Raw genomic sequence first — 13026 nt, 5'->3', positions numbered from 1 at the left:
ACTTTTTCCCTCCGGGACGCCAATGGCGTAAGATTCCGCAGTTCTCCAAGGGCAGTTCCGTTCCATGTTCGCCATGGGCGGATAGCATCGGCGTTATGAACTCCGCCGCCGCTCCCGAGGCAATGCAGCCGTCGTCCGACCTTGAAGCCGGCACCACGGTCTCCAACAAGGGCCGCGTGCTCGCATGGGCGGCGTGGGACTGGGGGTCGGCGGCGTTCAACGCCGTCATGACCACGTTCGTTTTCACTGTGTATCTGACGTCCAAAGCGTTCGGCAGCGAAGACCAGGCCTCGGCCGTGCTTGGCGGGGCGCTGGCAATCGCGGGGGCAGCGATTGCGCTGCTGGCGCCGGTCACCGGCCAGCGCTCCGACAGCGGCGGACGGCGGAAGCTGTGGCTGGGAGTCAACACGGCGCTCGTCGCGGTGCTGACCGCGCTGTGCTTTTTCGTGTTTCCCCGCCCGGAGTTCCTGCTGCTTGGGGTTTCGCTGATTGCGCTGGCCAACGTCTTCTTCGAGTTCGCCGGCGTCAATTACAACGCCATGCTGGCGCAGATTTCCACGCCCGGGAACATCGGCAGGGTCAGCGGTTTCGGCTGGGGCATGGGATACCTCGGCGGAATCGTGGCCCTGCTGATCGTTCTCCAGCTCTTCGTCCAGCCCCGCTTCGAGTGGTTCGGCGCCTCCACGCAGGACAGCCTCAACATCCGGCTCGTGGCTGTGTTCTCCGCCCTGTGGTTCTTCATCTTCGCGCTGCCGGTGATGTTCGCTGTGCCTGAGCTGCCCAGGCCGAAGCGGGGGACTGAACGCGGAACCGCAAACAGCATCGTTGCGTCCTACGGGCTGCTGGTGCGGCGGATCAAGGCGATCTACCGGACCAGCCCGCACACCATCTTCTTCCTGCTGGCCAGCGCCATCTTCCGGGACGGGCTCGCCGCGGTGTTCACGTTCGGCGGGATCATCGCGGCCGGCACCTTCGGTTTCGAACTGTCGGAGGTGATCTTCTTTGCCATCTTCGGCAACATCGTGGCGGCCGTGGGGGCGATCATCGGCGGGTTCCTGGACGACAGGGTGGGACCCAAGGCCGTGATCCTCGGGTCCTTGGTGGGCCTGCTGGTCGCCGGGACCGTGATCCTGGTGCTCGGCAACGGCAATTACGTCTTCTTCGGCACGGCCTGGGCAGGGAGCACCACGTTCTGGGTGTTCGGGCTGTTCCTCTGCCTGTTCGTGGGGCCGGCCCAGGCGTCCTCCCGCGCTTACCTGGCCAGGCTGGCTCCGCAGGGCGAATCCGGCGAGCTCTTCGGCCTGTACGCAACCACCGGCCGGGCCGTCAGCTTCCTGGCCCCCACGCTGTTTACGCTCTGCATCGCCGTGGCCACGCCCCTCGTCGCGGAAGGGGAAGCGCAGCGCTGGGGCATTCTGGGCATCATGGTGGTGCTCCTTGCAGGGCTGCTGGTCCTCCTCCCCGTCAAACCGCCGAGCGAAGCCAAGATCGCCGTCGTCCCGACCACCTAGCGCGAACGGACACTTAAGCCCCCGTTTTCGCCGCGCCGACGACGCCCAAACTGTCGATTGGCGGATTAGGCTGATGGTATGAACGTGGAAGAGACGGACCTCCCCGGCCTCGGCAGGCGCAAGGACTTCATGACGGCCTCCGGACGGCGGATCGGAGTGGTGGAGCTTCGCGAGGGTCAGACGGAACTGTTCGTCTCCACGTGGGACGATCCCGACACCTGCCAGGCCTCCATTCCACTGACCGGCGATGAAGCCGCCACCCTGGGCAACCTGCTCGGCGGCCAGCATCTGGCCATGAAGCTGACGGAGGCGCACAAAGAGGTGCCGGGGATCGTCACGAGGCAGTTCTCGATCACTGCGGACTCGCCGTTCCAAAACCAGCCCATGGGCAAGGCGTGCATCCGCACCCGGTGCGGCGTCTCGATTGTCGCGATCATGCGTGAAGGTGAGGTGGTTCCCTCGCCGGGGCCCGACGTCGTCCTTCACTCTGGCGACCTGCTGGTCGCAGTCGGCACACAGGAAGGCCTTGATACAGCGGCCGATATTCTGCGCAACGGCTGAACGCGATGGACGAGCTGGCACTGACCCTCATCGAGCTGGGGGCCGTCGTGTTCTGCTTAGGCCTGCTGGCCCGGCTCGCCGGGCGAATCGGCATGTCACCCATCCCGTTGTACCTGGTGGGCGGACTGTTCTTCGGCGCCGGCGGCATGATGAAGCTCGAAGGCATCCAAAGTTTCGCCCATCTCTCCGGCGAGATCGGTGTGATCCTGCTGCTCTTGATGCTCGGGCTGGAATATTCCGCATCGGAGCTGGTCTATGGCATGCGCCGCTCCTGGCAGGGCGGCGTGTTGGACCTTGTCCTGAACTTCCTGCCCGGGGCGGCTCTCGCCGTGATATTGGGATGGGGCGCCGTAGGCGCCATGGTGATGGGCGGCGTCACCTATATCTCCTCCTCCGGCATTGCGGCCAAGGTCATCACCGACCTTGGCCGCATCGGCAACAGGGAAACTCCTGTGGTTCTCTCCATCCTGGTGTTCGAGGATCTGGCGATGGCCATGTACCTGCCCATCCTGACGGCCACGCTCGCGGGGATCAGCTTCCTCGAAGGCATGCTGACCGTCGGCATTTCACTGGCCGTGGTCACAGTCGTGCTGGCGGTGGCGCTAAGGCACGGCCATCGCGTCTCCCAGGCAGTGCACAGCGAAAATTCCGAGGTCTTCCTGCTCAACCTGCTCGGTGCAGCACTCCTCGTCGCAGGTTTGGCGTCTGCGCTGCAGGTGTCGGCCGCGGTTGGTGCCTTCCTGCTCGGCATTGCCATTTCCGGGGCCACGGCAGACAGCGCAACTCGGATCCTTGAGCCATTGCGCGACCTGTTCGCCGCCATCTTCTTCGTGGCCTTCGGCCTGAACACTGACCCTGCCTCCATCCCCCCGGTGCTGGGCTGGGCGCTCGTCCTGGCCGTGGTCACCGCCGCCACGAAGATGATCACCGGGGTGTGGGCGGGGTGGCGGGCAGGCATTGCGCGGCGCGGCCGCTTCCGCGCCGGAGCTGCCCTCGTTGCCCGCGGCGAATTCTCGATCGTCATCGCCGGGCTGGCCGTGGCCTCGGGAGCAGTCTCCGCCGAACTGGCCGCGTTCGCTACGGCCTATGTCCTGATAATGGCGATTCTGGGCCCGCTCGCTGCCCGTTACGTGGAGCCTGTGCTCGCGAAATTCTCCCGCCCGGCAACCCCCGAAGCGGTGCGGGCCTGACAGACCCCGCTAAATGTCCGTGCGGTGGAAGTTCAGGTGGCTGCGGCTCGCGGTAGGTCCGCGCTGGCCCTGGTAGCGGTTGCCGTACTCGCCGGAACCGTAGGGGTACTCCGCGGCAGAGGTCAACCGGAAGAAGCAGAGCTGGCCGATCTTCATGCCCGGCCAAAGCTTGATGGGCAGCGTGGCCATGTTGGACAGCTCCAGCGTCACGTGGCCGGAGAAACCGGGGTCGATGAAGCCCGCGGTGGAGTGCGTCAGCAGGCCGAGCCGGCCCAGGGAGGACTTGCCTTCAAGGCGGGCGGCGATATCGTCCGGGAGGCTGACAGTCTCGTAGGTGGAGCCCAGAACGAACTCTCCCGGGTGGAGGATGAACGGTTCGCCCTCCTCCACCTCGACGAGGCGGGTCAGTTCGGGCTGCTCCTCGGCGGGGTCGATATGGGCGTACTTGTGGTTGTCGAACAACCGGAAAAAACGGTCGATCCGGACATCAACCGAGGAGGGCTGCACCATCGCGGAGTCGTACGGGTCCAGGACGATCCGTTCGGAATCAATTTCGGCACGAATGTCGCGGTCAGAGATCAGCACACCTCCCAAAATAGCATCAACCCGCCGCCGGGAGCCCCTTGGCTGCGGCCGGAGGACCTGTGAGCTGGGATTCATGCGCAACTGGGATTCATGCACAGGCCGCGACGGCCCGGAACGGAGACACGCACAAGCGGTGGGCGGACTGGCCCGCCAACTGCGCTAAGCTAGTTTTGCCCGACGCGATCCGGTGCACGCGGCTGTAGCTCAATGGTAGAGCGCTAGCTTCCCAAGCTCGATACGCGGGTTCGATTCCCGTCAGCCGCTCCATTCGCCATGATTCGCCCGGGCCCGTCTCCGCCCCCGCCGCAAGACCGCATTAGGTCACTACCTGTATGGTCAGAAGCCTGGAACCTCTTCGGTTCCGCTACAGGAGCAAACATGGCTGACAAGTCCCCCCGTCAAGCAGCATCCAAGAAATCCGGCAAATCCATCAAGGAAAAGCGCGCTGATAAGAGGGCCGCCGCAGCGCCGCCCAGCTCACTGGACAAGGCCACCGCGAAGCCGACGCCGGCAAAGAAGAAGTGACCCGCCCGCCGAACCATTTCATCCTGGGGATTGTTTCGTCCTCCAGCAAGCCCGACGAACGCCGCTTGGCGCTGCATCCGCGTCATCTTGAGCGGATCGCGCCCGAGTTGCGCCGGCGGATGATCCTGGAACATGGCTATGGAGAACGCTTCGGCTATTCCGATGCCCAGCTCGCACCGCTGGTGGGGCGCATGGCCAGCCGCGAGGACCTGGTGGCCCAGGCGGATGTCGTTCTCCTGCCCAAGCCGCAATCGCAGGACCTCGCCAAGCTCCGCGACGGCCAGACCCTGTGGGGCTGGCCGCACTGTGTCCAAGACCGTGCCATCACCCAGCTGGCTATCGATAAGAAGCTCACGCTCATCGCCTTCGAGGCCATGAACCATTGGGCCAGCGACGGCGGCTTCGGCCTGCATGTATTCCACAAGAACAACGAAATGGCCGGATACTCCTCCGTCATTCACGCGCTTTCCCTCACCGGCTCCACCGGCGACTACGGCCGCCGTCTAAGCGCAGTTGTCATCGGCTTCGGCGCCACGGCCCGCGGAGCTGTCACGGCACTGAACGCGCACGGCATTCATGATGTCCAAGTCCTTACCAACCGTGGAGTCGCGGCCGTTGGATCCCCCATCCACTCGGTACGGATCACTCAGTTCGACCATGACGACCAGACGCCTTTCCTCAGCCAAGTGATCACCGAACGCGGGCGCGTCCCGCTGGCGCCGTTTCTGGCCGAGAGCGACATCGTGGTCAACTGCACCCTCCAAGACCCCAACAACCCGCTGACCTATCTGCAGCAGGACGACCTTGCAGCGTTTAAGCCGGGGAGCCTGATCGTGGACGTCTCCTGCGACGAAGGCATGGGTTTCAGCTGGGCCAAGAACACCACTTTCGCCGAGCCGATGCTCACTGTGGGTGACCACATCTCTTACTACGCCGTGGACCACAGTCCGTCCTACCTGTGGAACTCCTCCACCTGGGAAATCAGCGAGGCACTCCTGCCGTTCCTAGAAACCGTGATGTCCGGAACGGAAGCGTGGCAGGGGAACGAGACGATCAGCCGTGCCATCGAAATCCGCGACGGCGTGGTCCTTAACAAGAGCGTTCTCGAGTTCCAGGGGCGCGAGGCGGAGCACCCGCACGCCGTGTTTGCGGGAAGTTAGCCCTCACGCACACCGCCCGCAATCGGCAGCGCGGCACCGGAGTACGGGCAAAAAATGATTGATAACCGTTCGCAGCTCGCTTATGCTGTGAGTGTTGGAGGTCATGCAGCGGCTGATGACAGTCATTCGATACGAATATCCTGCAACGAGGCAGGCAATATTCGGGATAGGCACGCCGTGACCACAGCCGCAAATCGCCATTTCCCCCACCACTCCATGACAGTGGACACCGAGTACGTCGCCAAGCCGAACTGCGACAAATGCGGAACAGACGAATTCATCTACCTTGAGTCTTTCGTTCCGCCCAGATACCGCCAAGACGGCACCGTGAGGACGCTGGGCGAAGCCGCCTACACCTGCACAAGGTGCGAGGAATTTTCCGCCCACAGCGTTCCCTCGTCCTGGGCACCGCCGGGCTGGTACCTGGGCTAGGCGCCCCGGGCTTTACTAGAGAAACCAGCAGGTCTCACCACCACGCAGGGTCTCATCACCAACATCGCAGAACTGGCGGGCACCGATGGTGCCCGCCAGTTCTTTGTGGGCATTGCTAGATCAGCGAATCCGACAGATGGTTAGGCGTGCCGAACCGGTGCGCCGTGATGCTGACGGCCTGCTCGTGCAGGAAAGGCAGCAGCTCAACGCGGCCGGCTTCGGTCACCTCGTGCGGGTAGACGGCCACATCCGGACGGCCGCCGATTGCCTCGGCCAACTCAGCAGCAGACCCGCCGATCAGGCGGATGCGCGCGCCCGACAGTTTGCCGGCGGAGGCAAGCCGGCCGGCGGAAGCCAGCCACGCGGCGTCGTCCTCCACCGTTACCGGGATATCCAGTCCGGTCAGCACCGCGCGGAGCTGCGCCGGAAGGGCGACGGCGGTGGAGACCGTCAGCTGCGAACCGGCCAGGACGCCGGCAGCTACTGTGCGGACGAGCGCTCGGAGTGGCTCGCCGTCGGACAGACGGACGGTGACCGGAAGGTTGCGGTACCGGAAGATGTTGCGCTCGGCGCTCAGGCCGGAGACATCCTTCGCCGTACCAAATTCGTCAGCCCAGGCGAGGGCGTCGGAGCCGAGTGCACGCTCCAGCGCCTCGATCTCTGCCGCGTCGAGCTCGCCCTGCATCGCGTTGACAAGACGGCCAACACCGGGGTGGGTAATGCGTGCCGTGGCACCCTGCGAGCTTTCCTTGCTGGTCCACTCACCGAGGCCGACCAGGTAGTTGGGTCCGCCGGCCTTGGTGCCGGCGCCGACGGCCGACTTCTTCCAGCCGCCGAAGGGCTGGCGCTGCACGATGGCCCCGGTGATTCCGCGGTTCACGTAGAGGTTGCCAGCCTGGATGGTGTCGAGCCACAGGCCGAGCTCTTCGGCGTCGAGGGAGTGCAGGCCCGCAGTGAGGCCGTAGTCCACTTCGTTCTGGATGGCAATGGCATCTTCCAGGGTTTCGGCCGTCATGACGCCCAGCACCGGGCCGAAGAATTCGGTCAGGTGGAAGTAGGACCCGCGCTTGACGCCGTAGCGGACGCCCGGGCTCCACAGCCGGCCGGTGTTGTCCAGCTTGCGGGGTTCCACGGCCCAGTTCTCGCCGTCACCCAGGGTGGTGAGGGCGTTCAGGAGCTTTCCGTTGGCGGGCTCGATGATGGGGCCCATCTGGCTCGTGGGGTCTTCCGGGTAGCCGACCTTCAGGGAAGTCACGGCATCGATCAACTGGTTGCGGAAGCGCTTGGACTTGGCAACAGAGCCCACCAGGATCACCAGTGAGGCTGCGGAGCACTTCTGTCCGGCGTGGCCGAAGGCCGAGTAGGCAACATCCTTGGCCGCGAGGTCGAGGTCCGCGCTCGGGGTGACGATGATGGCGTTCTTGCCGCTGGTCTCTGCCAGCAGCGGCAGGTCCTTGCGGAAGGAGCGGAACAGTTCCGCGGTTTCATAGCCGCCGGTGAGGATCACGCGGTCCACCGCCGGGTGGGAGATCAGCTGCCGGCCGAGCTCACGCTCGCCCAGCTGCACCATGGTGAGCACGTCGCGGGGAATACCGGCCTCCCACAGCGCCTCGATCATGACGGCGCCGCTGCGGCGGGCCTGCTTGGCAGGCTTGACCACGACGGCGGATCCGGCGGCAAGTGCCGCAAGGACCGAACCGGCCGGAATGGCCACGGGGAAGTTCCACGGCGGAGTCACCAAGGTGAGCTTCGCCGGGACGAAGGTGGCGCCGTCGACGTCGTCCAGCTTGCGGGCTGATTCAGCGTAGTAGTGCGCGAAGTCAACGGCCTCGCTGACTTCAGGGTCGCCCTGGTCGAGGGTCTTGCCCGTTTCACTGGCCATAACCTCCAGCAGGTCGGCGCGGTGGGCTTCAAGGACGTCGCCGGCGCGGTGCAGGATCTCTGCGCGTTCGGCGCCGCTCAGCGCACCCCAGGCCTTGCCCTTGTCGACGGCAGTCGCGATGACCGTGTCGAGGGTGTCCGCATCAGTGATGGTCGCGGCCTCGACCGCCGCCTTGCCCAGCGTCGAGGACGGCACGCGGTCCAGGATGGCCCGGCCCCAGTCACGGTTGGCCGGAAGGGCCGGATCGGTGTCCGGCGTGTTCTCGAAGTGGTCGTGCGGCATGGGCACGGCCGGGAGGTTGCGGTTCTGCTGGCGGCTGGGCGGCGGCACCTCGTCGTCGAGCTTTTCCAGGGAGGAGAGGAAGCGCTGCTTCTCGCGCTCGAACAGCGCTTCGTTTTCGCTGAGCTCGAATACGGCGGACATGAAGTTTTCCTGGCTGGCGCCCTCTTCCAGGCGGCGGATCAGGTAGGCGATGGCGACGTCGAACTCGGCCGGGTGCACCACCGGTGTGTAGAGCAGCAGGGACCCGACGTCCTTCTTCACGGCTTCGGCCTGGCCCTGGGCCATGCCGAGCAGCATTTCGAATTCAACGCCGGACTCAACACCGCGCTGCTTGGCGAGCAGCCACGCGAAGGCGATGTCGAAGAGGTTGTGGCCTGCCACGCCGATGCGGATGTTCTTAATGCGGTCCGGGTGCAGCGAGTAGTTGATCACGCGCTTGTAGTTGGTGTCGGATTCCTGCTTGCTGCCGCAGGTGGCCAGCGGCCAGTCATGGAGCGAGGATTCGACCTGTTCCATGGGCAGGTTGGCGCCCTTGACCACGCGGACCTTGATGGCGGCGCCGCCGTCGGCGCGGCGGGCGGCCGCCCAGTCCTGGAGGCGGATCATGGCGGACAGTGCGTCCGGGAGGTAGGCCTGCAGCACGATGCCGGCCTCGAGGTTCTTGAACTCGGGCTTGTCCAGGATCCTGGTGAAGACCGCGATGGTCATGTCCAGGTCCTTGTATTCCTCCATGTCCAGGTTGATGAACTTGGCCTTCTGACCGGCGCCGGCGAAGGAGGCGGCGCGGGCGAACAGCGGGGTGAGCCGCTCTACGACGTGCTCCACGGCTTCGTCGAAGGCCCAAGCGGAGTGCGGGGCAACGGTGGAGGAGACCTTAATGGACACGTAGTCCACGTCCGGGCGGGCCAGCAGGGTGTGGGTGCCCTCGAGCCGGCGGGATGCCTCGTGTTCGCCCAGGACTGCCTCACCGAGGAGGTTGACGTTCAGCTTGATGCCGTCCTTGCGGATTTTCGCGATGGCGGGTCCCAGCTTGGCGTCCGTGGCGTCGACGATCAGGTGGCCCACCATCTCACGCAGGACGCGGCGGGCGATCGGGATGACGACGTTCGGGAGGACCGGCGCCATGGTGCCGCCGAGGCGGACGGCGCTGCGCATGTGCCAGGGCAGGAAGGCCGGAACCTTTGGTGCCAGCGCCGCAAGGTTCCGGGCGGCGACCTTGAGGTCCTCGGGACGGACCACGCCGTCCACGAAGCCAACCGTGAAGTCCAAGCCGTTCGGGTCCTTGAGGACACCGGCGAGCTGTTCGGCTGAAGCGTCCGCGGGGATCTTGGCGGCTTCGGTCAGCCACCGGCGCACCAGCGCGATGGCTGCATCGGACAGGGCCGCCGCTTCGGCGACGTGGGAACCCGCCGGGCGGGTAGCGACGGCGCCGGTCTCAGCGGCGTCCTTGCCTGCAGAAACACGGTGATCCGTTGCGATGTGAGTCATGGCTTGTTCTCGTTCTTTCCGTGGGTAGTGAGCCTCTTATTCATCAGTATGGGCTTCATTTCACGTAAGATAAAGCGATCTTTCCTGAGCGATACAGGTTAGAAAATCCGATCGTTTTCAGCGGCCTTCCCGCGACGCAAGAATCCCCGGAAACCGCCGGACGCTCCCTCACCTTTCGCCGCAAAACAACGAACCCTCCCTCACCAACGGTGAGGAAGGGTTCGCAGACCGCTCCAAGAGTGAGGGAGCGCTGCGGCATTGGCCGCTCCAAGTGAGGGAGCGCTGAACTACACGGGCGTGTGCATCTCCACGGCTTCCTCGTGCCTCGGGCTGTTCGGGTTCATGAGGGAGTGCCGCTTGCCGTAGCCGAAGTAGATGACCAGGCCGATGACAAGCCAGACACCGAAGCGCGCCCACGTCTCCCAATGGAGCTGGAACATGAGGAAGGCCGAGGCCAGGACGCCGAAGGCCGGGACCAGGGGCATCAGCGGCAGCCTGAACTCACGCGGAGCATCCGGCTTCTTGTAGCGGAATACGATCACCGCGAAGCAGACCACCACGAAGGCGGCAAGGATGCCGATGTTGGTGAGGTCCGCCACGGCCTTGATCGGGAAGACGCCGGCGAGAAGGGCGGATGCAACACCTGCGATCCAGGTGACGCGCTGGGGCGTGCCATGGCTGTCCGTCTTGGAGAACCAGCCGGGCAGCAGGCCGTCGCGGCTCATGGAGAACCAGACGCGGGTCACGCCCAGGAGGAAGGTCAGCATCACCGTGAGGATGGACAGCACGGCAAAGACCGAAATGATGGTGGCAATAACCGGAAGGCCGACTCCCGTGAATGCCGACGCGAACCCTGCGGCAGGATCGATGTCCTGGTAGTTCTGCATGCCCGTGAGAACAAGGGTGGCGGCCACGTACAGGAGCATGGCGATGATCAGGGACAGGATGATGGCCTTGGGCATGTGCTTTTTGCCGTCGGTAGCCTCTTCCGCGGCCGTACTCATGGCGTCGTAGCCGAACACGGCAAAGAACACCGTGGCGGCGCCGGCAAAGACCGGACCAATGCCGCTGGGCATGAACGGGTTGAAGTTCTCTGCATTGATGTAGAAGACGCCCAGTCCGATGATGAAGAGGATGAGGATCACCTTGATGGCCACGGCCACGAGCTCAAACCGGCCAAATGCCTTGGTTCCGCGCGACAGGATCCAGGTGACCAGCAGGCAGACCAGGATGGCGGGGATGTTGACGATGCCGCCCTTGCCTTCATCCGGCGTGGATGTCATCCAGACAGGCATGTGGATTCCGATGCCGGACAGGAACGCCTCGAAGTAGCCGGAGATGCCAATGGCCACCACAGCCACGATGGCAATGTATTCGAGCAGCAGGTCCCAGCCGATGAACCAGCCGATCACTTCGCCTAGGGCCACGTAACCGTAGGTGTACGCGGAGCCGGCCCGGGGGATCATGCCGGCAAACTCGGCGTAGGAAAGGGCCGCGGCGGCTGAGGCCAGGCCGGCGATCAGGAAGGAAAACAGAACCGCGGGGCCGACGCCCGGCGTGCCCTCACTGCCATGGGCCACGAGCCCCGCCAGCGAAAAGATGCCGACGCCGATAATGCCACCAACTCCGATGGCTGTGAGCTGCCACAGTCCAAGGGACTTGAAGAGGCCGCTGTGCTTGTTCTCGATTTCGATGTCATCTATGGGCTTTCGCCTCAGGATGGACTGGGTGGGATCTTTCGTTGTCATACGGGGACTCCTGCGTAGGGTGCGGCCCCATCATCCGCCCTGTGATGGGGGTAACAGTGATCAGTATGCAAGGAACGTTGCATTAGATAAAGTGACTAATACTAATCAATATTCATTAGATCTTACGAAGGAACAGTCTATGCTCGATGTTCGCCGCCTGAGACTGCTCCGCGAGCTGAAGATCCGTGGCACCCTCGCAGAGGTGGCGGCAGCCCTGCAGTACAGTCCGTCATCAGTCTCGCAGCAACTGGCCCTTCTTGAGAAGGAAGCGGGTGTGGAGCTGCTGAGGAAAACCGGACGGAAAGTGCAGCTCACGCCCCAGGCGGAAGTTCTCGTGGCCCACACGGCGCAACTGCTTGAGACGCTGGAACAGGCGGAAGCCGACCTGGCCGCCTCCCTCACGACCGTCTCGGGCACCGTGCGGATCGCCGTCTTCCAGTCGGCGGCACTGGCCCTGATGCCGGACACACTGACGCTCATGGCCGGAACGTACCCCGAGGTCAGAATCGAGATGACCCAGCGGGAACCCGAAACGGCGCTCCACGAAACCTGGGCCAGGGACTTCGACATTGTCATCGCAGAGCAATATCCGGGCCATGCCGCGCCGCGGTATCCAGAGCTGGACCGGATCAAACTGACCACCGATGCCATCCGGCTGGCCGTTCCGCCCGAGTCGGGGGACCGGCCCCCAATCACGTCCCTTGCGGACACGGCGGAGTTGGCCTGGGTCATGGAGCCCCGCGGCGCAGCTTCCCGCCACTGGGCTGAACAGGCGTGCAGGAGTGCCGGGTTCGAACCCGACGTGCGTTTCGAAACAGCTGACCTGCAGGCCCAGATCCGGCTGATCGAGTCGGGCAATGCCGTGGGCCTCATGCCGGATCTTGTATGGACCGGGCGCGGCACCACCGCCGAGCTGATTGAACTGCCCGAGAAACCGCGCAGGACCGTGTTCACCTCCGTGCGCCGCTCCAGCGCCCAGCGCCCAGCCATTCTCGCCGCCCGCGAGATCCTGGCAACCACTGCCGCCTCCATCGCGGCCTCGAAAGACCACGAGATGGAGGGCCCGGCGTAGTGTTCCCTGGCTCACAGCCAAAGGTTGACCCCGGCGTTAGACTGTTCAGGTTATGAATCGCACAATGTTTAAGTCCAAAATCCACCGCGCCACCGTCACGCACGCAGACCTGCACTACGTGGGTTCCGTCACCGTGGACCTGGACCTGCTGGACGCTGCCGACATTCTTCCCGGCGAGCTCGTCGCCATTGTGGACGTCACCAACGGCGCCCGCCTTGAGACGTACACCATCGCCGGCGAACGCGGTTCGGGCGTGATCGGCATCAACGGCCCGGCCGCGCATCTGGTTCACGAGAACGACGTCGTCATCCTGATCACGTACGCCGAGATGACCACCGAGGAAGCCCGGGCCTACGATCCCAAGGTGGTCCACGTCGACAAGAACAACAAGATCATCCAGCTGGGCAACGATCCCGCCGAAGGCCTCACGCCCGGCCTCCTGCGCCCGCCGTTCGCGCTGAACAACGCCTCCCTCAGCTGAGGCTGCGGCCTTGCCCGAATAACGAGATCCCTGCCACAAGCCAATCCTTCGCAGAATAAATCTGATTAGGCTGGGACCGTGGACGCCTCCCCCAGTACATCCGAGCCTG

The 13026-nt window shown here is 64.5% G+C and carries 11 protein-coding genes and 1 tRNA gene; 9 read left to right on the top strand and 3 right to left on the bottom strand.

Translation table 11 applies throughout. The features are described from left to right. Positions 1 to 95: 95 nt before the first annotated feature. The 3 genes from AC5RUM_RS15445 (at position 96) to AC5RUM_RS15435 (ending at position 3262) form a co-directional block, all read left to right on the top strand. On the top strand, positions 96 to 1511 hold the full coding sequence (locus AC5RUM_RS15445) for an MFS transporter (protein ID WP_494035753.1): 1416 nt from the start codon (positions 96 to 98) through the stop codon (positions 1509 to 1511). A 78-nt stretch (positions 1512 to 1589) separates the two neighbouring features. Further along, positions 1590 to 2072, top strand: coding sequence for a cation:proton antiporter regulatory subunit (locus AC5RUM_RS15440; RefSeq protein ID WP_494035752.1), 483 nt, complete (start codon positions 1590 to 1592; stop codon positions 2070 to 2072). Positions 2073 to 2077: 5 nt separating this feature from the next. Then, entirely contained in the window at positions 2078 to 3262 is a 1185-nt protein-coding gene (locus AC5RUM_RS15435; RefSeq protein ID WP_494035751.1) for a cation:proton antiporter, read from the top strand. Positions 3263 to 3271: 9 nt separating this feature from the next. On the opposite strand, the gene dcd is transcribed toward AC5RUM_RS15435, so the two are convergent. Next, positions 3272 to 3847, bottom strand: a complete 576-nt coding sequence (dcd, locus tag AC5RUM_RS15430) for a dCTP deaminase (RefSeq protein WP_205652723.1) — start codon at positions 3845 to 3847, stop codon at positions 3272 to 3274. Between the two features lie 193 nt (positions 3848 to 4040). On the opposite strand from dcd, the gene AC5RUM_RS15425 reads away from it, so the two are divergent. From AC5RUM_RS15425 to AC5RUM_RS15410, 4 genes are all read left to right on the top strand, one after another. Continuing rightward, positions 4041 to 4114 (top strand) — tRNA-Gly (locus AC5RUM_RS15425). A gap of 111 nt (positions 4115 to 4225) precedes the next feature. Further along, a complete protein-coding gene (locus AC5RUM_RS15420) occupies positions 4226 to 4372 on the top strand; it encodes a hypothetical protein (RefSeq protein WP_494035750.1) in 147 nt (48 codons plus the stop codon). Then, positions 4369 to 5532 (top strand): N(5)-(carboxyethyl)ornithine synthase, encoded by a 1164-nt coding sequence (locus AC5RUM_RS15415; RefSeq protein ID WP_494035749.1) that lies wholly within the window; start codon positions 4369 to 4371, stop codon positions 5530 to 5532. Before AC5RUM_RS15420 ends, AC5RUM_RS15415 begins: the two co-directional genes overlap by 4 nt. A 177-nt stretch (positions 5533 to 5709) precedes the next feature. Beyond that, the gene (locus AC5RUM_RS15410) at positions 5710 to 5964 is read left to right on the top strand and encodes a hypothetical protein (protein ID WP_400580185.1); all 255 of its coding nucleotides are present in this window, start codon (positions 5710 to 5712) and stop codon (positions 5962 to 5964) included. A 115-nt stretch (positions 5965 to 6079) separates the two neighbouring features. On the opposite strand, the gene AC5RUM_RS15405 is transcribed toward AC5RUM_RS15410, so the two are convergent. Together AC5RUM_RS15405 and AC5RUM_RS15400 are read right to left on the bottom strand one after the other, a co-directional pair. Continuing rightward, positions 6080 to 9616, bottom strand: a complete 3537-nt coding sequence (locus AC5RUM_RS15405) for a bifunctional proline dehydrogenase/L-glutamate gamma-semialdehyde dehydrogenase (protein WP_494035748.1) — start codon at positions 9614 to 9616, stop codon at positions 6080 to 6082. Positions 9617 to 9903: 287 nt separating this feature from the next. Continuing rightward, the gene (locus AC5RUM_RS15400) at positions 9904 to 11364 is read right to left on the bottom strand and encodes an amino acid permease (RefSeq protein ID WP_494035747.1); all 1461 of its coding nucleotides are present in this window, start codon (positions 11362 to 11364) and stop codon (positions 9904 to 9906) included. 139 nt (positions 11365 to 11503) lie between these two features. Between AC5RUM_RS15400 and AC5RUM_RS15395 the strand changes: the two genes are divergently transcribed. Both AC5RUM_RS15395 and panD read left to right on the top strand, forming a co-directional pair. Beyond that, positions 11504 to 12436, top strand: a complete 933-nt coding sequence (locus AC5RUM_RS15395) for a LysR family transcriptional regulator (RefSeq protein ID WP_494035746.1) — start codon at positions 11504 to 11506, stop codon at positions 12434 to 12436. A gap of 52 nt (positions 12437 to 12488) precedes the next feature. Then, positions 12489 to 12917, top strand: coding sequence for an aspartate 1-decarboxylase (gene panD / locus AC5RUM_RS15390; protein WP_400580189.1), 429 nt, complete (start codon positions 12489 to 12491; stop codon positions 12915 to 12917). Positions 12918 to 13026 lie beyond the last annotated feature (109 nt).

This window comes from Arthrobacter sp. B2060, from assembly GCF_059090445.1.
The sequence above is the reverse complement of the archived record's forward strand: the minus strand, read 5'-3'. Positions and strand labels throughout refer to the sequence as shown.

Excerpts from the sequence above, each read along its gene's own strand:
- AC5RUM_RS15445 (WP_494035753.1), top strand. The coding sequence starts at position 96 with ATGAACTCCGCCGCCGCTCCCGAGGCAATGCAGCCGTCGTCCGACCTT.
- AC5RUM_RS15440 (WP_494035752.1), top strand. The coding sequence starts at position 1,590 with ATGAACGTGGAAGAGACGGACCTCCCCGGCCTCGGCAGGCGCAAGGAC.
- AC5RUM_RS15435 (WP_494035751.1), top strand. The coding sequence starts at position 2,078 with ATGGACGAGCTGGCACTGACCCTCATCGAGCTGGGGGCCGTCGTGTTC.
- AC5RUM_RS15420 (WP_494035750.1), top strand. The coding sequence starts at position 4,226 with ATGGCTGACAAGTCCCCCCGTCAAGCAGCATCCAAGAAATCCGGCAAA.
- AC5RUM_RS15405 (WP_494035748.1), bottom strand. The coding sequence starts at position 9,616 with ATGACTCACATCGCAACGGATCACCGTGTTTCTGCAGGCAAGGACGCC.
- AC5RUM_RS15400 (WP_494035747.1), bottom strand. The coding sequence starts at position 11,364 with ATGACAACGAAAGATCCCACCCAGTCCATCCTGAGGCGAAAGCCCATA.
- AC5RUM_RS15395 (WP_494035746.1), top strand. The coding sequence starts at position 11,504 with ATGCTCGATGTTCGCCGCCTGAGACTGCTCCGCGAGCTGAAGATCCGT.
- panD (WP_400580189.1), top strand. The coding sequence starts at position 12,489 with ATGAATCGCACAATGTTTAAGTCCAAAATCCACCGCGCCACCGTCACG.